Annotated in this window: 21 protein-coding genes; 5 read left to right on the top strand and 16 right to left on the bottom strand. The window is 64.1% G+C overall.

Annotated features, from left to right (window positions below; translation table 11 throughout):
• The first annotated feature begins 432 nt into the window (after nucleotides 1-432).
• From RMO89_RS16070 to RMO89_RS16055, 4 genes are all read left to right on the top strand, one after another.
• A complete protein-coding gene (locus RMO89_RS16070; protein ID WP_310534388.1) occupies nucleotides 433-1,233 on the top strand; it encodes a metallophosphoesterase family protein in 801 nt (266 codons plus the stop codon).
• 33 nt (nucleotides 1,234-1,266) lie between these two features.
• Nucleotides 1,267-2,577, top strand: a complete 1,311-nt coding sequence (locus RMO89_RS16065) for a UDP-glucose/GDP-mannose dehydrogenase family protein (protein ID WP_310534387.1) — start codon at nucleotides 1,267-1,269, stop codon at nucleotides 2,575-2,577.
• Between the two features lie 138 nt (nucleotides 2,578-2,715).
• Nucleotides 2,716-3,705, top strand: coding sequence for an AraC family transcriptional regulator (locus RMO89_RS16060; RefSeq protein ID WP_310534385.1), 990 nt, complete (start codon nucleotides 2,716-2,718; stop codon nucleotides 3,703-3,705).
• Nucleotides 3,702-4,145 (top strand): DUF3237 family protein, encoded by a 444-nt coding sequence (locus RMO89_RS16055; protein WP_310534384.1) that lies wholly within the window; start codon nucleotides 3,702-3,704, stop codon nucleotides 4,143-4,145. Before RMO89_RS16060 ends, RMO89_RS16055 begins: the two co-directional genes overlap by 4 nt.
• 179 nt (nucleotides 4,146-4,324) lie before the next feature.
• On the opposite strand, the gene RMO89_RS16050 is transcribed toward RMO89_RS16055, so the two are convergent.
• Genes RMO89_RS16050 through RMO89_RS16040 form a run of 3 tightly spaced genes read right to left on the bottom strand, consistent with a single transcriptional unit; the run spans nucleotide 4,325 to nucleotide 7,806 of the window.
• Nucleotides 4,325-5,500: an amidohydrolase family protein gene (locus RMO89_RS16050; RefSeq protein ID WP_310534383.1), complete on the bottom strand. Its 1,176-nt coding sequence runs from the start codon at nucleotides 5,498-5,500 to the stop codon at nucleotides 4,325-4,327.
• Between the two features lie 57 nt (nucleotides 5,501-5,557).
• Nucleotides 5,558-6,577 (bottom strand): DUF2889 domain-containing protein, encoded by a 1,020-nt coding sequence (locus RMO89_RS16045; RefSeq protein WP_310534381.1) that lies wholly within the window; start codon nucleotides 6,575-6,577, stop codon nucleotides 5,558-5,560.
• Nucleotides 6,574-7,806 carry an MFS transporter gene (locus RMO89_RS16040; protein WP_310534380.1) on the bottom strand — a complete coding sequence of 411 codons (1,233 nt, stop codon included), beginning with the start codon at nucleotides 7,804-7,806 and terminating at the stop codon, nucleotides 6,574-6,576. Before RMO89_RS16040 ends, RMO89_RS16045 begins: the two co-directional genes overlap by 4 nt.
• A 67-nt stretch (nucleotides 7,807-7,873) precedes the next feature.
• Here RMO89_RS16040 and RMO89_RS16035 point away from each other — a divergent pair, with 67 nt between their 5' ends.
• The gene (locus RMO89_RS16035; RefSeq protein ID WP_310534379.1) at nucleotides 7,874-8,698 is read left to right on the top strand and encodes an enoyl-CoA hydratase-related protein; all 825 of its coding nucleotides are present in this window, start codon (nucleotides 7,874-7,876) and stop codon (nucleotides 8,696-8,698) included.
• Here the strand turns inward: RMO89_RS16035 and RMO89_RS16030 are convergent.
• From RMO89_RS16030 to RMO89_RS15970, 13 genes are all read right to left on the bottom strand, one after another.
• Entirely contained in the window at nucleotides 8,695-10,875 is a 2,181-nt protein-coding gene (locus tag RMO89_RS16030) for a molybdopterin cofactor-binding domain-containing protein (RefSeq protein WP_310534378.1), read from the bottom strand. The two genes, RMO89_RS16035 and RMO89_RS16030, sit on opposite strands and share 4 nt — an antisense overlap.
• Nucleotides 10,872-11,348: a 2Fe-2S iron-sulfur cluster-binding protein gene (locus tag RMO89_RS16025; protein WP_310534377.1), complete on the bottom strand. Its 477-nt coding sequence runs from the start codon at nucleotides 11,346-11,348 to the stop codon at nucleotides 10,872-10,874. The genes RMO89_RS16030 and RMO89_RS16025 overlap by 4 nt, the downstream gene beginning before the upstream one ends.
• Before the next feature lie 41 nt (nucleotides 11,349-11,389).
• The gene (locus RMO89_RS16020) at nucleotides 11,390-11,857 is read right to left on the bottom strand and encodes a PPOX class F420-dependent oxidoreductase (RefSeq protein WP_310534376.1); all 468 of its coding nucleotides are present in this window, start codon (nucleotides 11,855-11,857) and stop codon (nucleotides 11,390-11,392) included.
• Between the two features lie 13 nt (nucleotides 11,858-11,870).
• Nucleotides 11,871-12,392, bottom strand: coding sequence for a nuclear transport factor 2 family protein (locus tag RMO89_RS16015; RefSeq protein ID WP_310534375.1), 522 nt, complete (start codon nucleotides 12,390-12,392; stop codon nucleotides 11,871-11,873).
• A gap of 3 nt (nucleotides 12,393-12,395) precedes the next feature.
• Complete coding sequence (locus RMO89_RS16010) at nucleotides 12,396-13,586, bottom strand: MaoC family dehydratase N-terminal domain-containing protein (RefSeq protein WP_310534374.1); 1,191 nt, start codon at nucleotides 13,584-13,586, stop codon at nucleotides 12,396-12,398.
• 100 nt (nucleotides 13,587-13,686) lie between these two features.
• Entirely contained in the window at nucleotides 13,687-14,163 is a 477-nt protein-coding gene (locus RMO89_RS16005; protein ID WP_310534373.1) for a nuclear transport factor 2 family protein, read from the bottom strand.
• The gene (locus RMO89_RS16000) at nucleotides 14,160-14,603 is read right to left on the bottom strand and encodes a hypothetical protein (RefSeq protein WP_310534372.1); all 444 of its coding nucleotides are present in this window, start codon (nucleotides 14,601-14,603) and stop codon (nucleotides 14,160-14,162) included. The genes RMO89_RS16005 and RMO89_RS16000 overlap by 4 nt, the downstream gene beginning before the upstream one ends.
• Nucleotides 14,604-14,628: 25 nt before the next feature.
• Nucleotides 14,629-15,414: an SDR family oxidoreductase gene (locus RMO89_RS15995; RefSeq protein ID WP_310534370.1), complete on the bottom strand. Its 786-nt coding sequence runs from the start codon at nucleotides 15,412-15,414 to the stop codon at nucleotides 14,629-14,631.
• Nucleotides 15,415-15,607: 193 nt separating this feature from the next.
• Nucleotides 15,608-16,054, bottom strand: coding sequence for a nuclear transport factor 2 family protein (locus tag RMO89_RS15990; RefSeq protein WP_310534369.1), 447 nt, complete (start codon nucleotides 16,052-16,054; stop codon nucleotides 15,608-15,610).
• Between the two features lie 23 nt (nucleotides 16,055-16,077).
• Entirely contained in the window at nucleotides 16,078-16,740 is a 663-nt protein-coding gene (locus tag RMO89_RS15985) for a carboxymuconolactone decarboxylase family protein (RefSeq protein WP_310534368.1), read from the bottom strand.
• A 96-nt stretch (nucleotides 16,741-16,836) separates the two neighbouring features.
• On the bottom strand, nucleotides 16,837-17,607 hold the full coding sequence (locus RMO89_RS15980) for an SDR family oxidoreductase (protein WP_310534366.1): 771 nt from the start codon (nucleotides 17,605-17,607) through the stop codon (nucleotides 16,837-16,839).
• A gap of 110 nt (nucleotides 17,608-17,717) precedes the next feature.
• Complete coding sequence (locus RMO89_RS15975) at nucleotides 17,718-19,091, bottom strand: class II 3-deoxy-7-phosphoheptulonate synthase (protein ID WP_310534365.1); 1,374 nt, start codon at nucleotides 19,089-19,091, stop codon at nucleotides 17,718-17,720.
• 88 nt (nucleotides 19,092-19,179) lie between these two features.
• Nucleotides 19,180-22,131, bottom strand: coding sequence for an insulinase family protein (locus RMO89_RS15970; RefSeq protein ID WP_310534363.1), 2,952 nt, complete (start codon nucleotides 22,129-22,131; stop codon nucleotides 19,180-19,182).
• Nucleotides 22,132-22,312: the final 181 nt, after the last annotated feature.

Genomic DNA, 22,312 nt, shown 5'->3' with positions numbered 1-22,312 from the left:
CGCCCGAAAGCGAGAGGCCGCGGAAGCGGTAATCGGTCACGAAAGCGACGTTGCCGGTGATCGTGACGTCCTTGGGCGGATCGGTCTCGTCGGCAAATGCCGGGGTCGCAGCAATAAGAGCGCCCGTAAGGGCCGTTGCGGCGAGAACACCGCGAATGGACGTAAGCATGACAAATCCCTCAGGTTGTTAAATTTGCTTCGTCCCACCTGCACCTTCACGGAGGACCTCATTTTTTGGGCCCCGCTCAATCCGGTGACACCTTGGTGACATGGAATTGCTGCATTGCACAAGACCAAAACGTCCCTAGTGAGCAGACATGCTTCCGCCATGTGTCCTTTGTGCAACTATGGCCGTCGGGGCAGATCAGTTCATCGCGCGGCAAAGTTGCCTCGCTATGGCGCAAGGCTTATAGGCCCACCCCATACCCCGCCATGATCAAAGCGCTACGCAACCTCTTCTCCGCCCGTCCGGAGCCCGTGAAGGCCGCCATCCCCGCCGGCCAGCGTGTCTATGCGGTTGGCGACATCCACGGACGGCTGGACTTGCTGGTCAGCCTGGCCGAAGCAATCGAGGCGGATGACCGCGCGCGCGGCCCTGCCGATACCACCGTGATCCTGCTCGGCGATCTGGTTGACCGCGGGCCTGACAGTGCCGGGGTGATCAAGGCAGCGCGCCTGTGGTCGCAGCAGCGCCACGTGCGCTTCATCGCCGGCAATCACGAGGAAATGTTCCTCGATTCGCTGGATAGCGTCGAATCACTGCGGCACTTTATCCGCTATGGCGGCCGTGAAACCCTGCTTTCCTATCCCATCGCCGCCAACGACTATCTCGCTGCCGAGGTCGAGGATCTGCAGGCCATGATGCGTCAGGCCGTGCCGCAGGAGGATGTCGATTTCCTCGCCGGTTTCGAAGACACGATCCAGATCGGCGATTACCTGTTCGTCCACGCCGGGATCCATCCGGACCTGCCCATCGAACAGCAGCGCACCGGCCACCTTCGCTGGATTCGCGAGCCGTTCCTGTCGCATGTCGGCGATCACGGTTTCGTGGTTGTCCACGGTCACTCGATTACTGAAGAAGCGCAGGTTCTGGCCAACCGCATCGGCATCGATACCGGGGCCTACCAGTCCGGCCGCTTGACCGCGCTGGGATTGGAAGGCAGCACCCGCTGGTTGATCGAAACCGCCGATGACGGGGGCGATATCCGCACCCGCGTCCGTGATGCTGCCTAGGGCCCGGCTGGGGCCGAACAAGGAACGTTTCGCATGAAGATTGCCATGGTCGGATCGGGCTATGTCGGCCTTGTTTCGGGCGCGTGCTTTGCCGATTTTGGTCATGACGTGGTCTGCATCGACAAGGACCCTGCCAAGATCGAAAGCCTCAATGCCGGGATCATGCCGATCTATGAGCCGGGGCTGGCCGAACTCGTCGCCAGCAACGTCAAGGCGGGCCGGTTGACCTTCTCCATCGATCTGCCTGAGGCGATCCGCGATGCCGGCGCGATCTTCATCGCGGTGGGCACGCCGAGCCGCCGCGGCGACGGCCATGCCGACTTGTCCTACGTCTATGCCGTGGCCGAGGAAGTTGGCGCGCACCTGGCCAATGACGCCGTTGTCGTCACCAAGTCGACCGTTCCGGTGGGCACCGGCGACGAGGTTGAGCGCATCTTGCGGGAATTTGCGCCCGGCGTGCGCTTTGCCGTCGCCTCCAACCCCGAATTCCTGCGCGAAGGCGCGGCGATCAGCGATTTCAAGCGCCCCGACCGCATCGTCATCGGCAGCGATGATGAATGGGCGCGCGATGTGATGCGCGAGGTCTATCGCCCGCTGTTCCTCAACCGCGCGCCGATCCTGTTCACCAGCCGGCGTTCGTCGGAACTTATCAAATATGCGGCCAACGCCTTCCTCGCGGTCAAGATCACCTTCATCAACGAGATGGCCGACCTCTGCGAAAAGGTCGGCGCCGACGTGCAGGACGTATCGCGCGGCATCGGTATGGACGGGCGCATCGGAGCGAAGTTCCTCCACGCCGGGCCGGGCTATGGTGGATCGTGCTTCCCCAAGGACACGCTGGCCCTGCTCAAGACGGCCGAGGACTATGACAGCCCGCTGCGCATCGTCGAATCCGTGGTCAAGGTGAATGACAGCCGCAAGCGCGCGATGGGCCGCAAGGTGATCGACGCCCTTGGCGGCGCAGAGGTCGCGCGCGGCAAGAAGGTTGCGCTGCTCGGCCTGACCTTCAAGCCCAACACCGACGACATGCGCGATGCCCCGTCGATCGCGATTGCCCAGACGCTCGCCGATGCCGGGGTGGACGTGGCCGGCTATGACCCCGAGGGCATGGAACTGGCCCAGCCGCTGATGCCTGCGGTGACCATGCGCGGCAATGCCTATGCCGCCGCCGAGGGGGCCGACGCGGTGGTCATCGTCACTGAATGGGACGCCTTCCGTGCGCTCGATTTCAGGCGCCTGAAAGCCCAGATGCGGGAGCCGGTGCTGGTCGACCTGCGCAACGTCTATGAACCCGCCGATGTCCGCTCGCAGGGCTTCACCTACCACAGCGTGGGCCGCGCCTGACCTAGAATCAGGACGAATGGCATCGAAAAGGCCGATTTCTTTTGCAGATCGTCCAGCACAATGGACGAGTGATTGCGCCGATCAGACGTTCGCCATAGCTTGCTGACCATATCCGCACACCAATGACGGAGGTCGGCCATGATAGCCGCACGGGAGATTGCTGAATTCCAGCCCAGCGCTGCGCCCCCTGAGCGCAGCCGCAGCGACGGGTGGTCGCTGTCCGATTTCCTCAATCTGCTCGATCTACGCGGCCAGACCTGGTGCATCGTCGAACTGCGCGGATCGGCCGGGTTCAACCTGCCCGGAGACGACGGGGTCGCCTTCTACGGCGTGATCAAAGGCAGCGTCCGCATTGCCGGGGTCGCTGGCGGCACAATCGAGGTTGGCCAGGGACAGGTGCAGATCGTCCTGTCTGGTGAGGCTCATGCCATCCGTTCCGAAGCGGACAGCCCGACTGTGGTGCTCGATTTCCTGCGCCACGAGCAGGCGGTGGATACGCCGCCGACCTTTACTATTGGCACCGGGCCTCTAGCTGCAAAGGTGTTGTGCGCGCGGCTCAAGGTGACATGGCCCGCCGGCCTGCGCCGCACCGCCATGCCGGCCTCGGTCCGCATCGAGGAGCAGGTGCTGGGCAACGAGCTTAACGTCGTACGCACCGAAACGCTGCAACGCTTTTCGGTGGGCGCGGGATCGACCGCGCTGCTCACGCGGTTGGCGGCGCTGTGGCTGGCGATCACCCTGCGCAACCATCCGCAGTGCCCGCTGCTGTTCCGCATGTCCGCCTCGGCCGATCCGATTGCCCACGCGCTGCAGCTGATCGATGCCGATATCGCCAGTGAGTGGTCGGTCGAACGCATGGCGCGCAAGGTGGGCATGAGCCGGTCGAGTTTCGCCGCGCGCTTTACTTCGGAGGTAGGCCAGACCCCGATGGAATTGCTCACCGAAAAGCGCATGCACGCCGCCGGCGAACTGCTGCAGAACAGCCGCATCAAGATCGCCGAGATCAGCGGGCGCGTCGGTTACCAGTCGGAGGCCGCCTTCAGCCGGCGCTTCGCCCGCTTCTTCGGCATGTCGCCAGGGCAGATGCGGCACGGCACTTCGGCCAGCCACGGGGTGAACGAGGAATGAGCCTGGACGGCGTGCCGCAGGCCGAACTGCTGTTCGAAATCATCGCTGAATGCTCGCCGCCCGAAGACATGGGCACGATCGACGGCGGCAAGGCGCGGATGATCCCGATTGTCGGCGGCACGGTTTCCGGGCCTCGGCTGAGTGGCACGGTCATGCCGGGCGCGGACTGGTCGATCATGCGCGAAAACGGCGTGGCGACGGTCGAGGCGCGCTATGCCCTGCGCGCTGACGATGGCTCGATCATCCAGATCTTCAACGCGGCAACTACCCGCGTCGGCCAGCCGGGCGAGGACGGCGTGATGATGATCACCACCCCGCGGTTTATTGCCCCCGAAGGACCCCATGCCTGGCTTAATCACGGCGTTTATGTGGGCACGCTGGTGCCGGACATGAGCGGGAGTGGCTTTGCCGTGAAGATCGGCGTGTTCTTGATGCGCTGAATTTCTGCCCTGCCGGCAGAAAATCACTTTCCAGAGAAAAGCCCCTTATCAACCTTCCGTCACCCCGGGCTTGACCCGGGGTCCAGCTGCCTTTTCGACGTCTGCCGAAGAAAGCTGGATCCCGGGTCAAGCCCGGGATGACGGCAAATTGAATTTGATACTCAGGGGTCCGACTCTTCTCAGACTTCGATCCCGTAGAGCTTCGCCGCGTTCAGTCCCAGCACCTTGGCGCGTTCGTCCACTGTCAGAGCGCCGGTGCGTTCCTCAAGGTTGTCGACCGGCCACAGGCTGGTGGGATGCGGGAAGTCGGTTTCGAACAGGCAGTTCTCCACCCCGACGCGGCGAACCATGTCGGCCATGTTCTTGCCCTGCTCGAACCAGAAGCAGGCGTGGAAGTTGCTGCGGAAGTATTCGCTGGGCTTCTTCTCGAATCCCTTGGTCTCGGCGATTTCGGCAAGCTGGTAATCGAGCGCTTCCATCAGGAACGGCACCCAACCGATGCCGCTTTCAACCGAGACGAATTGCAGCCCCTTGAAGCGGTCGAGGATGCCCGAATAGATCAGGTTCGACATCACCGCGCCGTTGTTGAAGAAGATCATCGCACCCGAAATGCCCGAACGCAGGTCGCGCGGCAGGCTGGGCCAGCCCTGCTTGCCCATCCAGTCGATAGCGGTCTCGCTGGCACCGATATGGAAGTTGATCGGCAGCTTCTTGTCCTCACACACCTCCCACAGCGGGAACCAGTGTTCGGTGCCAAGGTCGGGGATCTGCTTCCCGTCTTCGTCATTGCTGGTGTGCGGGTCAGAATTGATGTTGATACCCTTGAGGCCCATGGCGATGCAGCGTTCGGTTTCCGCCACGGCCTGCTTGACGTCCCACCACGGCAGCAAAGCCATCGGGAACAGCCGCTGACCGCTTTCTTCCTGCAGTTCGGCCATGGCATCGTTGTAGATCTGCACGCAGGCGAGCCGCAGTTCAGGATCGACGCGGGCCGAGGCCTGACCGCCAAAGCCGAGGATGTTGGGATAAACGATCTGGGCGAAAATCCCTGCCTCGTCCATCAGCGCGAGGCGTTCCTTGACCGAGGACGAGCCTGCGTGAACCTCTTCGAACTGCACCTTCAGGAAGGTGTCGAGATCGCGGATCTTGCCGCCCTCTTTCAGCACCGCGCTGTTGGGATGCGCGCCGTGGCCGATCGACTGGTTGCCATCGATCACCCAGCACCGCTGGCCGTTCAGCATCTTCACCTGCGGCACCCGGTCACGCAGGGCAGCGGGCGCACGCTTGACCCACAGGTCGTGCGGTTCGGTCAGGTGGGTATCGGCATCGATGATCAGCGGTGCGGCGGTGGACATGGCACTCTCCCTTGTTGCCACCAGACTAGGCGGCTGTGGGAGATGCGCCAATCGCTGTCAGGCCGTTGCGACTGCCTGTGCGTCCAGCGCCGCGACGAGCTGCGGTACATCTGCGAGTGAGCGCAAGGCATCATTGAGATGCGTGCAGCCTGCCGGGCCGCGCAGCCGCTCCAGCACGGCCTCGCGGATCGCGTCCATCGGCGTTCCGACCAGCGCCTTGGCATTGGCAATGGCGCCCGGGCATTCGCGGAACGGCAGCACGCGCGGTTCGGCTTCAAGGCTGGCGATCACCCGCGTCACCGGATCGAGCGCCACGTGCAGGATATATTCGTGCAACGCCGCCCGCCCGCCATCGGGACGCGGGGCCGAATCCTGGAACGAAGCCTCGACGCGAACGGCATCGGCTTCCCGCCACACGTCGATCCGGCGCGCGCGGCGGAAGGACACGCCTTCGGATACGGGGAAAGCGTGCCAGCCATCGGGATCGGCGGGATTGCGTAGCTCCTTGCCATCGGCAGCGATATGGTCACTGATCCGGGTATCGGGATCGTGCGAGGAAAATCCGGGCTGAAACCCCCAGCAGACATTGGTCCGCTCGGCCAGCATCTCGGCCATGTTCACCGCGCCGGTCACGCCCTGCATTTTCGCCAGCCAGTCCTCACCCCACTGCGACCAGCCCCAGTTCGACACGAGGCTGGTGCCGGAAATATCATCGAGTAGCAGGTAAAGCGGGTGTGCCTGTGCAATCAGGTCGGGCAGCAGATCGCGCATGAATACGCGCAGGTGGCCGCCGCCCTTCTGGCCGATGAGCTGCTGCAACTGCGGCGGCGCGGGATCGGCGCTGATGGCGATAATCTTTCGGTCGAAATCGAGGTCAGCACTAAGTCGCGCCTCTGCCCGAACGCTGTCCGCACCGTCCGCGCCCTTGATCACATCGCGCGAGCGGCCTTCGAACCGGCGCAGGTCCACGCTGCCATTGGGCCAAGTGACATCGAGGCTTGAGGTCCGCCGGATCGATCCGGCGCGGCGCAGCGGCGAGGGATTGGCGGTCGAGCGGACGGGCTTGTCGTAAATCATGATCCTTCGCTCTTGGGCACGGCGGCTTCCTTTGGCAAGCGCAGGAACAGCAAGCTGCCGAACAGCACCAGAACCGAGGTGATCCAGAGGAACGGCGTGAACGTGTCATAGGCCGCGAGCAGCCGGCTGTTGAGCAGCACCCCGCTGATTGAGGCGATGTAAAGCGCGCAGTAGCACAGGCCCAGCGCGGTGCCGAACACCTCGATGCGGAAGAAACGCCCGACGAGGAACGAGAGCAAGTCACCCTCTGCCCCCACGGTTACCCCGACGAGGAACACGGCGATCGCCACTGCCCAGGTGGTGTCGACGGGACCGGCAAGCAACGCTAGGCCAAAGGCGGGCAGGACCATCGATACGGTGGCGACAATGCGCGAGGGAAAGGCATCGAGCGCCAGCCCGCAGGTGATCCGGCCGATCAGCGTGCCCAGCGAATAGACCTGCAGCATCCGCGCCGCCGCCATCGCATCAAATCCCTGCTCCTTGATCAGCAGCACGAATTGCGAGCCGTGAAGCGGGGTGTGAATCGTGGTCAGCAGCACCCCTGCGAAGATCGCCCAGAACACGGGGCTGCCCAGCACTTCGCGGAAATGCCGTTCCTTTGGCGCGCCTGCTACCGCTTTGGCGCGCACCGGCGCCGCGCCGCTGCCCTTGGGGATCAGCGCAACAGCTGTGAGCCCGCCAACCAGCACGATCCCCGCCAGCACCAGATAGCCCGAGCGCCAACCGTGTTCGCCAATGTAGCTGGTGATGAACGGCGGCGCGATGATCCCGGTTAGCGCGGGGGCGCTCATCACGATGGTCAGCGCGAGGCCGCGGGCGTTCTCGAACTTTTCAACGACCAGCCGCGTATAGGTCACCGGGCTGGTCAGGCAGCCGACCACCAGCACGCCCGCCGAACAGGCAAAATAATACCGGAAATCGCCCTTGAGAAAGGCAAACAGGCAGATCACCGCAGGCAGCAGCAGCACGCCGAGGGTGGCCATGCGCTTGGCGCCGTAGCGGTCGGTCAGCCGCCCGGCGATCGGCATGGTCGGCAAGGTCGCCAGCATGGTGAAGCCGATCAGCGCAAAGGTAGACCGCGTCCAGCCGAAGTCCTTGATCAGGAACGGCGCGAAGATCGAGGTGATGTAGGAGAACATCGACAGCCCGACCGCCATGCCAAGGCTTGCCGCGAGGAGCACGCGCCAGTTGCGCGCCAGTTCGCCCAGGTATTCCTTGCGCTCGCTCATGGTCTCTCCCTCATCGGCCCGTGCATTCTTGCCATTATTGCCGCCATGTCGATTGCGCGTTTCGCAGATGGACATTGAGCGTCGCCGCGATGCCGGGCAGGATGGCGGCATGGACTTCGAAACCCTGCTCATCGAACGCGCTGATGGCCTGCTGGTCATCACGCTCAACCGCCCGGCCAGCCTCAACGCGATCACCCCGCAGATGCACGGCGAACTGGAGGCGGTGTTCAACATGTTCGCCGCTGATGACGATCTGCAGGTGGCAATCGTCACGGGCGCGGGGCCTCGCGCGTTCTGCGCTGGCAGCGACCTCAAGGCCTTCCGCATCAAGAACGCCCCGCCCTATCCCGAGCATGGCTATGCCGGGCTGATCAAGCGGCACGACCTGATGAAGCCGGTGATCGCGGCGGTGAACGGCCTCGCGCTGGGCGGTGGCATGGAGCTGGCGCTCGCCTGCGACGTGATCGTTGCCGAGGAGGGCGCGAATTTCGGGCTGGTCGAGCCCAAGGTCGGCCTGATCGCGATTGCCGGTGGCATTACCCGGCTGGTCCGCGCGGTCGGCCCCAAGCAAGCGATGATCCCGCTGCTTACCGGGTGCCAGATCTCCGCCGCGCAGGGTTTCGCGCGGGGCTTTGTCAGCGAGGTTGTCGGCCCCGGCGAAGCGCTGACCCGCGCCCGCGCGCTGGCCAACGAGATCATGGCCTGCGCGCCGCTTGCCGTGCGGGCGACCAAGGAAATCGCCTGTCGCTCAATGGACGAACCCGATCTCGCCTCTGCCATCGCGGCGCAGGACCATTACCCCGCCTACAAGGCATGGATCGCCAGCGAGGATGCCGCCGAGGGAATGCAATCCTTCGTCGAAAAGCGGAAACCGGTGTGGAAGGGGCGCTAGAGTTTAGCCGGCAGGTCCCTGATCCGCTTGCCCGTCGCCGCCGAAATCGCATTGGTCACGGCGGGAAGCACGGGTGGCAGCGCCGGTTCGCCCAGCCCTGACGGCGGGTAATCGCTCAGCACCCACGAAATCGCGATTTCGGGCGTCGCCGAGATGCGCGGCAGGGCGTAGCTGTCGAAATTCTTCTGTTCGATCTCACCGTCGGTGAAGGTGATCTGGTGGTGCAGCGCCTCGGAAATGCCGTCAATCACGGACCCGCGCACTTGCGATTCCGCGCCGAACGGGTTGACGATCTGCCGCCCGACATCGGCGGCGACCCAGACCTTGTGGACCTTGGCCTCGCCATCCGTCACGCTGACGTCGGCGACTTCGGCGAAGTAGCCGAGGTGGCAAAAATAGAACCCGAAGCCGAGCCGGCGGTTGCCAGTCATGGGCCGGTTCGCCCAGTTGCAATCGGCCAGCACCCGTTCAACCACGCCGCGCGCCCGGGCCGTGGTGAAGGCCCCTGAAGCGCGCGTAGGATCGCCGCGATCGCCAACGACCTTGTCCCCGGCGCAGAGTTCCAGAACCAGACTGGGCAAATCGCGGCCGCCCATTCCGGCGACTTCATCAAGGAAGCCGTTCATCACGAAGGCCATGGCGTTCGATTCCGGCGCGCGCATCGGGCCGGTGGGGATGATCGAGGGGATGACGTTCTGCGCAAACAGCAGATCGGGTACCAATCCGGCGGGGAACTGGCTTTCGCGCATCCCGGCAGCGCGAGCAGCCTTTCCGCCCTGCCCCACGGTAACGAAGTGATCGGCAAGACCGACCAGCTTGCCCTGCCCGTCAACCGCTGCGCGCAGGTTGTGCCAGCCGCCAGGGCGGAAATAGTCGCGCTGCAGGTCTTCGGTGCGGTTCCACAGCAGCTTGATCGGCTTGCCGGGAAGCGCCTTGGCAATCGCGGCGGCCTGCAGCATGAAATCGCCCATCAGTCGCCGGCCAAAGCCGCCGCCGTTGCGCGTGATGTGGATCGTCTGGCTGGCCTGCGGAATACCGAGGTTGCGCTCAATGGCATCGGCCCCGGCACCCGGGTTCTGCGTCGGCGCCCACAGTTCCAGCTTGCCGTCCTGGAACAGCGCGGTGCAGTTCTGCGGCTCAAGCGGGGCGTGGCTGAGATACTGATACGAATAGCGCTGGGTGATCTGGCGCGTGCCAGCCTTGATCGCCGCCAGCGCATCGCCATCGCGGCGTAGATCGGTGGGAACGCCCGTTTCATGCAGGCGCGCGGCTTCGGCGGCATAGGCCGACCACGAATGGCCCTTCGACGCGGAAGTATCCCATTCGGCGGCGAGCAGTTCGCGCGCTGCTTCCGCATACCAGTGGTTGGTCGCGACAATGGCAACGCCGTCCACCAGTCCATCGGCCACGGCGGTTCCGGCGATCTGCAGCACCGCGACCACGCCCGGCGCGGCCTTCGCGGCGGCGAGGTTGGCCTTCACCAGCTTGCCGCCATGCGCGGGGCCGGTTTCATAGACCGCGTGAAGCATCCCCGGCAGTCGGACATCTATGCCGAACAGCGGTTCGCCGCGTAGCACCCTGGCACTGTCCACGCCGACGGTCGGCTTGCCGATGATGCGAAACGCCTTTGCATCTTTGAGCGCAACCTTGGCGAGATCAGGCGCGGGCATGGTCGCGGCGAGGCCGGCCAGTTCGCCATAGGACCACTTGCGGCCCGATGCCTTGTGCAGCACCCAGCCCTTGTCGGTCGTTAGCTCGCTCGCGGGAACCGCGACCTTCGATGCCGCCGCAGCCAGCAGCATGGCGCGCGCCGCCGCACCCGATTGCCGCATCAGCAGCCAGTTCTGCGGGGTCGACTGGCTGCCGCCGGCAAACTGCCGGCCGTACAGCTTGGGGTTATAGTCGGACTGGACCACCGAGACCTGCGACCAGTCGCAATCGAGTTCTTCCGCCACCATCATCGGCAGCGAGGTCTTGATGCCCTGCCCGATTTCCGGATTTTTGCTGGTGATGACGACCTTGTTGTCGGCAGCGATCGACACCCAGACCGACAGGGCGGCGGCGGTGGCACTGTCAGCAGCCAGCGCCCCCGGCACGCCAACGGCAAAGGCCATCCCGCCGCCGGCGAGCGCCGAAACCTTCAGGAATGCACGGCGGTGAAGCACGGGGGCGTTCATGCCTTCGCTCCCTGGCCTGAAGCACTGCGGATCGCGGCGCGAATCTTCGGATAGGTCGCGCAGCGGCAGATGTTGCCTTCCATCGCCGCGTCCACCTCAGCCTCGCTCGGCTTGGCATTCTCACGCAGCAGGGCGTGGGCCGACATGATCTGCCCCGCCTGACAGTATCCGCACTGCATCACGTCGATCTCAAGCCATGCCTTGCGCAGCTTTTCGGCAAGGCCATCGTTCAGGCCTTCGAGCGTCGTAACCTTCCCCTTGCCCAGATCGCCCACGGTAAGCTGGCACGAGCGCGTCGGTGCGCCATCGACATGGACCGTGCAGGCCCCGCACAGCCCGGCACCGCAGCCGAACTTGACCCCGGAAAGGCCCAGCTCGTCGCGCAGTACCCACAGCAGGGGCATGGTCGGCTGGGCTGTGACGCTGCGCGCCTTGCCGTTTACCTGGATCGAAAAGGTCTTCGCTTCGGCCATTGTCGCTCACCTGTATTGCGCGCGGGATGGCTGGCCGAATCTTACGGCCCTTTTCCATCCAGTTTTCTGTGATCCCAAGACATGATCTTATCCGGCTTTACGCGAATGACCACCCGCTTTTCCGCCATGCGCGCCGCCATTTCATCAAGCGCATCGGCAGCCTGTCCGGGGAAGTGGTGATCGACCAGCACCCGCATCAGCGCGGTACGCTCGGGATTGTCCTCGATCACCTCGGCCGTGCCGTTGATCGAGACACCGCGAAGCTGGTCGTAAGTGCGGCCATCCTCGGCCAGCACGGCAATGCGGGGGTCGCGCTGGAGGTTCACCACCTTCTGCGACTTGCCATAGGTTTCGAACAGGATCACGCCGTCATGGACCGCGAACCATACGGTGGTGAGGTGCGGCGCGCCTTCCTTGCCCAGCGTCGCCACCTGCAGCGAATGGGCCTCGGCGAGGAAGGCGGAGACCTCCGCCTCGTTCATGCGGACTGCGTCGCGGGATTTTGCCATGGCGGGGAGGTAGTCAGTCTCCGTCGCTCGCGTCAATCGCCTTGAGGAAGTAGAGCGAACCAGCGGCAGCCCCTGCCTTCATGGAATCGAACACGTTCTCGAATGTGACGCCGGGGATGGTTTCCTTCACCCGGTCATTCCCGGTCGCCCAGACAACGCGGCACACCCGCTTGCGGCAGCGCCAACCGGCGTGAGTCTTGACCCATTCGTCGTCGTACCATCCGGACCCGTCCCACAGGGGACTGCCTTCTGCGGCATGCCTCACCAGCCGCCACTGGCCGTAAGTGAAGGAATGCGCGTGATCGCCCAATATCCGGACCTGATGGTTGGTCATGACATGCAGGGTGGCATCGAACGGCGCGTGGAAGGCGGCGAAATCGGTCTTCCAGTTTTCCAGCCCGTGCCAGTGCGCCGCGCCGCCAAAATCAGCATCGACATGCTCGGTGAACACCGCATCGAACAAGTCCCAGCGCTGGGTATCAACCGCGAAACCGTAGAGGTTGAGCGCCTCGATGATGTCGCTGCGGTCTGACATGGCTTAGCCCCCCAGTGAAACGTCCGCCGTGCCGGTAAGGATCGTGTCGCCGTCCTGCGTGGTCATCTTCGTCTTCACCGTGACGATCGGCACACCGTATGCCGACTGGTCCTGCTTATCGACGATCTCGGCATCGACGAAGGTCACGTCGCCTTCAAAGGCCGGGCTGCGGAACTGGGTTTTCGAATGCCAGACATAGCCGTCCAGCCCTGCCCAATAGGCCACCGTATCCATATGCCAGGCATTCATCGACGAGCCATAGCCATAGGCCCCGCCCATGCCGACATTCTCCGCCTTTTCGGAATTGATGTGCCCCGATGATGGCCCGTGGAACAGCCCGTCGGCATGGCGCGGATCGATCTTTCGCATGTCGAAATCGTAGGTCATGTCCTCGGCGAAACCGGCGTCTTCGGTGGCCGGGTCATAAGCGCCTTCAGGCACGTTCCAGCGCCACGATCCCCAGATGTTCTGCCGGTGCGCGCGGCATTCCAGCGCGAAGGTGACGACCGAGTGCGGCCCGATAACTCGCCGGGGCAGCTTGTCGCCCACCTTCACCGAGGCATAACTGGGCGTGATGCCTTCGCGGTTTGACAGGATCCACTGGTGGCGCAGCTTGTGGATCTCGGCCAGTTCGGCCTTGTCCCACTTCTTCGGCGCACGCTTATCCTTGCCATAGACGCCGCGCTTGTTGGCTTCCTCGATCAGGTAGCGGATCGAGGTCGCGCGCTCCTTGGCAACCAGCGCGCCGTGCTGGTTGCGGTGGACGGTATCGCCATTGGCGAACATCGTCGGCCCGGCAAAGGCGGTTTCGGTGACCTTGTATCCGGCGAAGCGGCGCTCCTGCACCAGCTTGTCACCCGGACGTACCGGCGTGCCATAGAACCACCATTCCTCGCCCGCGAAGATCAGGTGCGATCCGGGGATCTTGCCAACGCAGCTCGGGTGGCAGCCGTGGCCATAGTCCATCGCGACGGTGAAGCTCTGCGGCGCGACGATGCCGCCGAACTTGCTGGCGCGGGCGAAATTCTCGTCCCAGTGGAGCGGATTGGCATAGTCCATCGCCTGGACCCAGCGGCGGATGTCGGTGGCGTTGCAGGGGTCCCACATCTCGGCATAGACGATCTGCTTGCCGATCCACTTGTCGACATCGCTGGTGTCGAGCGCAGGGGCATTGTTGTGGCCGGTTTCAGCCATGGCGTTCCACTCCCGGAATTGCGATTTGTCCGAATCCATGGGCGGATGGCGCAGTCCTGCCAATGGCCCCAGCCGCAGAACCAAGTGCCGCAGACGGCAATCACCCGTCAGTATTGCTGATCGCGCTCTCGAACAGACCCTGCGGGCTCACCCAGTCCTTGCGCACGCGGCGCAGCGCGATCAGCCAGTCGTCGCCCACTTTGCGGAAATCGTCGATGTAAACGCCGCAGTGATCGGGGCCGATGTCGGTCCATGCGGCCCAATAGGTGCGGACCTTCGCCGTGTTCGGCCCGGTGAGGTCGATCTTGCAGGTGCCGAGGTGGTGGCGCACGAAGCTTGCCTTGTGGACGGTGTCTTGTCCGGGCTCGCGGCTCAGCCAGCGGTTCTGCCAGGCGCGGATCGCCTCGCGCCCTTCATAGCGGAAAATGAAGTCCCCCGGCGCGCGCTCGGACTGGATCACCCCGTCCTCGGTGAAGCAGGCGGCATAGTCGTCAACCTTCAGCCGGTCGCCCGAGACGTTATACTTGGCGAGAGTATCGCGGATCGCCTCGCGCGCCAGAAGGTCATCGATGGTCATGCTGCCGGACGTTCGCCAATCGGCGAGACATAGACGTGGAGGCGCTTCAGCTTTCCGGCGTCGTTGAACTCGTAGATCGTCACCGTGTTGGAAACATGCGTCATCCCGCCGCGAGTGTTGCGCTCCTCAAGTTCCAGCACGACGAGGCCGGGCACTTCGGTCATGCGCCGCAACGTGCCTTCCCAGTCGGTATGGCCGCCGTACTGGGTGACGTAATGGCGGTAGGTCGGCCAATCGATAACCTCGGCTTGCGGGCCGAGGAACACGCCCTCGCGCACGAAGCCATCGACATCTACCAGCGTCTCCATCTCCGCCCAGTCGGCATCGCCGAGCGTGCCGGCCTTGGCCTTGGCCGCGATGCCGCTGAAGGCCTCGCTATAGGCGATCACTGCGCGCGACAGTCCGGTAAAATCGCCTGACGGCGGCATTTCGTTGGCCATGATCATTCTCTCCAAGTGCTGCGGGTCAGGACATTACCTGCCCGCCGTCGACATTGATTGATTGCCCGGTGATCGTGCGTGCCTCGTCAGAAGCGAGGAACAGCGCGAGGTTGGCGACGTCCTCGGTCGTGGAGAAGGTGCGCAGCGCCACCGTGCCGGTCAGTCCGGCCTTGATTTCATCAGGCGTAACGCCCTTTTCGCCGGCAATCCGCTTCATGTAATTGACCATCAGTTCGGTCTCGATCGCGCCCGGCACCACGCAGTTGCAGCGGATGCCGAATTCACCGACCTCCTTGGCAATCACCTTGGTCAGCACGCGCAGCGCGCCCTTGGCGGCGGAATAGTGGCTCTTGCGGACCAGCCCGTTCCAGCCCGCGCCGCTGGAGAAATTGACGATGGCACCGCTCTTGCGCTCGAGCATGGAGGCGTTGAGAACGGCCTTGCTGCACAGCATCGCCGCCATGCAATCGACCTTGTAGGTATCGAGGAAGTTGTCGACCGTCTGTTCCCAGATGAACTTGTCGGTGCCGGGAACGGCGGCGTTGTTCATCAGGATATCGACCTGGCCCCAGCGCGACATCGCGGCATCGACCATGGCGATCACATCAGCCTCAACGGTGACATCGGCTTGCACCGCGATGGCATCCGGCCCGATCGCCTCGGCTTCGGCAGAGACCAGTTCCAGCCGGCGCGCGGCCATAACGACCTTCGCGCCTTCCTCCACCAGCATCCGCGCCATGACCGGGCCAAGGCCCGTGCTCGCGCCGGTGACGATGGCGACCTTTCCGGCAAAGCGCGGTGGGCGGTTCAAGTGCTCATCCCCCCGATTCCGTCATCCTGAACTTGTTTCAGGATCCATCGTGCCTGAAATCCTGGAAGTCGTGATTGTGAAACAACTGCGCCGTTGCGCGCCCAAACCGACATCCGGGCGAGAGGCGAAATGGATCCTGAAACAAGTTCAGGATGACGATTCTGGTTTGGGCCAGAGAAGGTTGCGATGGTCATCATATCTCCAGCACTTTCTTCATCGTCGCGTGGCTTTCCGGCGAACCATCAAGCGCGCGGTTGAAGCGTTCGGCGATGCGCCAGCCTTCGGCCGTGCGCTTCAGCGTCCAGTGATTGACCGCCGCGCGCCAGAGGAACCAGCGGTCGCCCTCTTTCAGGATCACCACCGAATAGCCGACCGCCTGCGCATCATCGCCGTCGACAGTGATCTTCGGCGTCGCGGTCATGTGCGCGCAGCCGGTGTTCACCAAATCAAGGTGTCCCGGCCAGCCATACATGCCGGCGATTTCATCGGGCGCGGCAAGGCGCTTGGTGCCGCCGTCTGGCAGGGTGAAACTGTACCCCCCGCCATCAACCCATAGCGCCCCTGCCGGTTCCGCCGTGGCGGAATCGACCAGCGGGCCGTAGGTCATCAGCAGGTTCTGGATTTCGAGCTGGTCTTCCACCGCCCGAAGGCGGCTTTCAAGCTCTAGTAGCCGCGCTTCTCGATCCAATCTTCACTCTCCCCGGGACGATAGGTCACGCCGGGTGTACGCCCCGACTTGGTCTTGAGATCAAAGCCGATGGCATCGGCGCCGCCTTCGATAGGCACGCCGAATGCCGACAGGCCCCAGCTGGTCATGACATAGTTGCCGATCAGGAAGACGAGGTCCATCATCTGATCCTGCCGCAGCGTCTTTTGCAGCGTGGCCCAGGTGGCATCGGTAATATTGTTGCCCTTGATCAGTTCACCGCAGGCGCTGATGATCGCGGCCTCTTCGTCGCTGAAGGTATGATCGCCGTTCGGGAAGTCACGGATCGCCGCGATTTCTTCCAGCGTGATCCCTTCCTGGATCGCATAGCCCACGTGGTTGTGCCATTCGTAGGGCGAGTTCACCAGCACCGCGACCCGCAGAACGACAATCTCAAGCTGGCGCTTGCTCAGTGTGTGCCCGATCATGAAATACTTGCCGAAATGGCTCCACGCCATGGCCAGCGGCGGGTGGTTTGCCATCACATTGATGACGTTGGTTTTGGACCCCTCTTCCCACGAATTAGGCTCACCCCAGAAGGATTGCACTTCGCGCGTGGCGTCGGTCCACGTTTCCTTCGGCGGCCATGTGATGCGGAATTCGTTGGGAACGGACGACAAGGAAGCTCTCCCGGAAAGACGGTGGAATTTGGACCAAGGTTCAGCGCGTCCACCGCGCCGGGTCAAGCAGCTAGACCAGCCTATCGCCGGGGCGTGTCAGGTAACCGACCAGCCGGCATCCACGCAGATCGTCTGGTTGGTCGCATAACGCGCGGCGGGTGAGACGAAATAGGCAACGGCCGCGGCAATGTCCGACGGCTCGCAGAAGCCGAGCGCCGGCATCCGCCGCGCCGGGCCTTCTGCCGGCGGGCCCTTGGCGCCAATCGCGCCGGGCGTGCCAACGCCTCCGGGGAGCACGGTGTTCACCGTGATGCCGTGTTCCGCGAGTTCCAGCGCCGAAGCCTTGGTCAGCGCCGCCAACGCGCCCTTGGAGCCCATGTAGCTCGCCAGACCCTTGATCGCCTGTCCGCGCAAGGAACACGAAGCGAGGTTGACGATGCGACCTCCCTGCCCGGCAGCCACCATCGCGCGGCCAACCTCGCGGGTCAGCAGGAACGGCCCGCGCGCGTTGATCGCGTTGTTGCGGTCCCATTCCTCGGCCGTGCCTTCGAGCAGCAACTGCCGGTCCTGCACGCCGGCATTGTTGACCAGCGCCCATGGCGTGCCGAGCTGTTCAACCACGGCGGCGGTCATGGCAATGATCGAGGCTTCATCGCCCATATCGACGGCAAAGGCCTGTGCGCTGTCGCCCAGTTCGGCGGCCAGCGCCTGCGCCTTGGGCAAGTCGCGGTCGGCGATGGCAACCACCGCGCCGCATTGGGCGAGCATTCGAACCACGCCTTCGCCAATGCCCATCGCACCGCCGGTGACGATGACTACCCTCCCACCAAGGGAAAATGGGCCATCAAGGGAAAATGGATTGCTCACTGCCCGCTCCCGCAAATTGCTTGCGCGAACAGAGCAAGCGCGGCCGCCGGGTTCAATCCTTGCCCGCGCTTAATCGCGCAAGCGTTGAACGGACCCGGCGCTGGATGCGTTCAAGCCGCCTTCTTCGTACGCTCGACCGCTTCGAGGTTGAGCATCTCGGCAATCAGGAACGCCAGTTCCAGCGACTGCGCGGCGTTGAGGCGCGGATCGCAATGCGTGTGATACCGGTCGGCCAGCGCCTCGTCAGTGATGCCCATCGCGCCGCCGGTGCATTCGGTGACGTTCTGGCCGGTCATCTCGATGTGGATGCCGCCGGCGTGGGTGCCCTCGGCGCGGTGGACGGCGAAGAAGCCGCGCACTTCGGCAAGGATGCGCTCGAAGGGCCGCGTCTTGTAGCCGCTCGGGCTTTTGATGACGTTGCCGTGCATCGGGTCGCACGACCATACCACCGAGTGGCCTTCACGCTGCACGGCGCGGACCAGTGCGGGCAGGCCGGTTTCGACCTTGTCGTGCCCGAAGCGGCTGATCAGCGTGATACGACCGGCCTCGCGCCCCGGGTTGAGCGTGTCGAGCAGGCGCAGCAGCGCGTCCGGCTCAAGGCTGGGGCCGCACTTCATGCCGATGGGATTGCCTACGCCGCGCAGGAATTCGACGTGCGCCGAATTGTCGAAGCGGGTGCGGTCGCCGATCCACAGCATATGGGCGGAGCAATCGTACCAGTCGCCGGTCAGCGAATCGCGGCGGGTCAGTGCCTGCTCGTAGGGCAGCAGCAGCGCCTCGTGGCTGGTGTAGAAGCTGGTGCCCTGAAGCTGCGGGACGCTGGTGGGATCGATGCCGCACGCCTGCATGAAATCGAGCGCTTCGCCGATACGGTCAGACACTTCGGCGAACTTCGCGGCCCAGGGGCTGCGGCCCATGAAATCGAGCGTCCACTTGTGGACCTGGCGCAGGTTGGCATAACCGCCGTGGCTGAACGCGCGTAGCAGGTTAAGCGTCGATGCCGACTGGCTGTAGGCCTGCACCATACGCTGCGGATCGTTGACCCGGTCCTGAGCATTGGGCTCTATACCGTTGATAATGTCGCCGAAATAGCTGGGCATCTCTACCCCGCCAACGGTCTCGGTCGGCGCTGACCGCGGCTTGGCGAACTGGCCGGCCATGCGGCCGACCTTGATCACCGGCTGCTTGCTGGCAAAGGTCATGACGACCGCCATCTGCAGCAGCACGCGGAAGGTGTCGCGGATGTTGTCCGGGTGGAATTCGGCAAAGCTTTCGGCGCAGTCACCGCCCTGCAGCAGGAAGCCGCGGCCGGCGGAGACTTCGGCAAGATCAGCCTTCAGGGCGCGGGCCTCACCGGCAAAGACCAGCGGCGGATAGTTCGTCAGCGTCTTTTCAACGCGCGTCAGTTCTTCCGTGTCACCATAGACGGGAAGGTGCCGTGCTTCGGCGTTCTTCCAGCTTTCCGGGGTCCAGTTGCTTGCCACAGTCTTGCTCCTTTGAGGGGTGCGCCCATAGGCCCTGCCCCGCCAGATTGCAAAACCGGCTTTTCTGCACTGTCCGAAAGCTGCGCTTTTATCGCGTGGCCGGTGCGCCTCCCGACGCTGGTGAGGCACCGACCGAAGCCAGCGTCTGGCCCTGCGGCAGGACGGCAAGCCGCCATGACCGCTGCTTGACCAGATACTTGGCCGCCAGCGCCTGCATCGCCTGCGGCGTGGTGACGGTCGAATCGATCATCAACGAACGCAGCGATCCGAACAGTTCAGGCCGCTGGGTTGCGCCTTCGAGCATGAGCATGAAATAGCTCGATCCGGTCGAGGCGCGGGCGATCTGCTGACGCAGCGGCTCGGTCACGCGGGCCAGTTCGTCATCGGTTGGCGGGTTGGCGATGAGGTCGGCGGCGATCTCGTCAGCCGTGGCGTAGAAGGTCTTGAGCTGGCCCGGTTCCAGCATACCCAGCGCGAGGATCGAACCACCCGAAGGAAACTCGGTCGGCCAGGTCGAATAGACCTGCGGCGAATAGCTCGCACCCAGTTTTTCGCGCAGCCGGTCAAGCAGGCGGTTGGAGAACACTTCGGACAGGATGCGCAGCTGGCGGCTTTCGCGCAGGCCGGCTGTGCCGCCACCAGTGGGCCAATAGACCATCGCGGCGGACTGTCGCGCATCGCCATGGTGAGTGAGAACCACCGGCTGATCGCTGCCGGCAGGCACGCGGTACGGTGCAGCGGCCTTCTCGGCAGGAAGCGCGGTGCGAGGCGTCAGCGCGCCGAAGCTGCGTTCCAGAGCGGCAGTCGTTTGCGCCAGATCGACATCGCCATAGACCTGAACCTCGACCGGCCCCATCGACAGGATCGGCTCCCACAGCTTGCGGAAACCTTCTGGCGTGGCCGCGTCCAGTTCGGCCGGGGTCGGCGCCCGGTAGCGCGGATCGCGGTCATGCTCGATCCACTTGAGGTCACGCTCGAGCACGCCGCGCGGGGACGAGGCATAGGCATCGGCGCGCAGCTTCATCGCCGCCTTGGCGCGCAGCACCGGGTTCGGGTCCCAGCGCGGCATGGCGAGCTTGGCGGCAAAGAGGTAAAGCTGGTCGGCCAGATCCTCGCGCCGGGTGTTGGCGGTGAAGACGAAGTCGGCATCATCGATGGCAAAATCAAAGCCCATCTTGCGGCCGGTGGTTATGCGGTCGAGGTCTTCCTGACCCAAGGGCCCGATGCCCGATCCGACCAGCGCGAGATCGGCCATCGCGGCATTGGCCTGATCGTTCGGACCGAAGGCACGGTAACCACCGCCGAAGCGGACCTTCACCGTGACGCGGCCGGGTTCAACCTCGCTCGGCTTGATCAGCGCCTTGACGCCGTTGGCGAAATCGACCTGCGAAATTTCCGGAATGCCGGTTGCGACCACAGTGCCCTTGCCGGCTGCGCCGATGGCCGGGAGCGACTTGAAATCGATCGGCTTGTACGCCAGCCGCGATCCGGCATCGCCGGTGACCGGCTCGGCCAGAGCGGTGCGCAGCGCGGTCTCGTCGGCCTCGCCGATGGCGGGGGTGATATAGACCCCGCGCGTCACTGCGCCCTTGAACTGCGAGCGCGTGTGGGCCAGCACATTGGCCGGGGTGAACTGCGGGCGGGCACCGTCGAAGATCGTCAGGATCGCCGCCGGATCAGCCACGGCCTCGCGAATGTCGAGCGCACCGACAATCTCATCGCCCAGCGCGGAACTGGCCTGCAACGTGCGCTGTTCGGAAAAGGCGGTGTAGCCCACGCGCATTTCCGCAACCTCGCGGTCAATCTCTTCCTGCGTCGGTGCGGTCTTGAGCGCGTCGGCAATTACCGCGCGGACATCGCGCACGGCGGTTTTCCAGTCGGGGCCGAGCGGGGTGACGGTGACAAACGTTCCGTCGACGGAGCGCAGCACGTCCTGCTGCTCGATCCCGGCGGCAAGGTAGCTGCCCCCGGCGCGGGCGCGGGCTTCAAGCCGGCGGTTGATGATCTCGCGCGCCAGACGATCAACCATCAGCCCCTGATTATAGGCAACGGTATCGTTGACTGGCCGCCACGGGCGCAGCACGGCCCATGAAAAGCTGCGCGGCAAGTCAGGCTCGACCGCGACCTTGACTTCGCCCACGGGCGCTCCGTCAGCCTTGATGGCATCTCGTGGAGCGATGGGATCGCCGAAGCTGGGCGTCGGCATACGCGCGCCGGAGACCGGCCAGTCGGAGAACCACTTGGCGATCAGCGCGGCGAACTGCTCGGGCGTGCCATCACCGGCAACAACCACGACGGTGTTCTCGGGACGATACCAGCGCTTGTGGAAAGCACGTACCGAATCCTGCGTCGCAGCGGTGAGCGTTTCCTCGGTGCCGATCGGCGATCGGGTGGCGAGCAATTGCCCGGTATAGACCGTCTCACGCATCATCTTGTCTATGCGTTCGTCAGTGCCGCCGCGCTCGCGCTTTTCGGCGAGAACGATGGGCAGGTCAGCCTTGATATTGGCGTCGCTCAGCGTCGGATAGATCATCATGCCCGACAGCAGCTTGAACGATTCGTCTAGGCCCGATGCAGAGGCCTCGGGCAAGTCGATCTTGTAGGTCGTGGCGATCGGCGTGGTCTCGGCATTGGTGTCCGAACCGAAAGTCGCCCCCAGACGCTGCCATGTCGGGATCGCCTGGGCATCGCCGATATACTTCGACTGGCGGAACACGAGATGTTCGAGGAAGTGGGCATAGCCGCGCTCGCTCTCGGTCTCGTTCATCGATCCGGCATCGACGCGCACGCGGATCGACACCTGCCCCGGAGGAACGCCGTTGTTGCGCACCGCATAGCGCAGCCCGTTGGGCAGTTCGCCGAAGATCCACGCCTTGTCCTGCGGAACGTCACTGCCCCGGTAAAGCCACGGCCCGCTATCGGTTTTCGCGGCGGCAGCGGAGGATGCAGGCTTCTTCTTCGCTTGGCCCATGACGGGGGCCGCGAAGACGAGCGGAACAAGGACGGCAAAGTGCGCGGCAGCGCGGAACGGGGATATCATGGCGCTGGGTATAAGGGGCAGGATTGTGAAGGGCCAGTGAATAGAACTCCTGGCACAGGCTCAGGAAAAACTCAGGCGACGCTCCGGAAAAAGACGTTCAAGTGCCTTGCCTCGGCGCCAGCTTGAAGGCAGGTATTGCCCTGAGTGGGTGGCTGCGGTCGCCCCGGGGAATTTACGAAGG

The sequence above is a fragment of the Novosphingobium sp. genome (assembly GCF_031424035.1).
Taxonomy (GTDB): Bacteria; Pseudomonadota; Alphaproteobacteria; order Sphingomonadales; family Sphingomonadaceae; genus Novosphingobium.
This window is presented reverse-complemented; position numbering and strand designations above follow the sequence as displayed.

Bases quoted from the DNA above. Each gene is read 5' to 3' on its own strand.
- RMO89_RS16025 (WP_310534377.1), bottom strand. From the start codon at position 11,348: ATGGCCGAAGCGAAGACCTTTTCGATCCAGGTAAACGGCAAGGCGCGC.
- RMO89_RS16055 (WP_310534384.1), top strand. From the start codon at position 3,702: ATGAGCCTGGACGGCGTGCCGCAGGCCGAACTGCTGTTCGAAATCATC.
- RMO89_RS16065 (WP_310534387.1), top strand. From the start codon at position 1,267: ATGAAGATTGCCATGGTCGGATCGGGCTATGTCGGCCTTGTTTCGGGC.
- RMO89_RS16050 (WP_310534383.1), bottom strand. From the start codon at position 5,500: ATGTCCACCGCCGCACCGCTGATCATCGATGCCGATACCCACCTGACC.
- RMO89_RS16035 (WP_310534379.1), top strand. From the start codon at position 7,874: ATGGACATTGAGCGTCGCCGCGATGCCGGGCAGGATGGCGGCATGGAC.
- RMO89_RS16070 (WP_310534388.1), top strand. From the start codon at position 433: ATGATCAAAGCGCTACGCAACCTCTTCTCCGCCCGTCCGGAGCCCGTG.
- RMO89_RS16000 (WP_310534372.1), bottom strand. From the start codon at position 14,603: ATGGCCAACGAAATGCCGCCGTCAGGCGATTTTACCGGACTGTCGCGC.
- RMO89_RS15970 (WP_310534363.1), bottom strand. From the start codon at position 22,131: ATGATATCCCCGTTCCGCGCTGCCGCGCACTTTGCCGTCCTTGTTCCG.
- RMO89_RS16030 (WP_310534378.1), bottom strand. From the start codon at position 10,875: ATGAACGCCCCCGTGCTTCACCGCCGTGCATTCCTGAAGGTTTCGGCG.
- RMO89_RS16010 (WP_310534374.1), bottom strand. From the start codon at position 13,586: ATGGCTGAAACCGGCCACAACAATGCCCCTGCGCTCGACACCAGCGAT.
- RMO89_RS16020 (WP_310534376.1), bottom strand. From the start codon at position 11,857: ATGGCAAAATCCCGCGACGCAGTCCGCATGAACGAGGCGGAGGTCTCC.
- RMO89_RS16045 (WP_310534381.1), bottom strand. From the start codon at position 6,577: ATGATTTACGACAAGCCCGTCCGCTCGACCGCCAATCCCTCGCCGCTG.
- RMO89_RS16040 (WP_310534380.1), bottom strand. From the start codon at position 7,806: ATGAGCGAGCGCAAGGAATACCTGGGCGAACTGGCGCGCAACTGGCGC.
- RMO89_RS16015 (WP_310534375.1), bottom strand. From the start codon at position 12,392: ATGTCAGACCGCAGCGACATCATCGAGGCGCTCAACCTCTACGGTTTC.
- RMO89_RS16060 (WP_310534385.1), top strand. From the start codon at position 2,716: ATGATAGCCGCACGGGAGATTGCTGAATTCCAGCCCAGCGCTGCGCCC.
- RMO89_RS16005 (WP_310534373.1), bottom strand. From the start codon at position 14,163: ATGACCATCGATGACCTTCTGGCGCGCGAGGCGATCCGCGATACTCTC.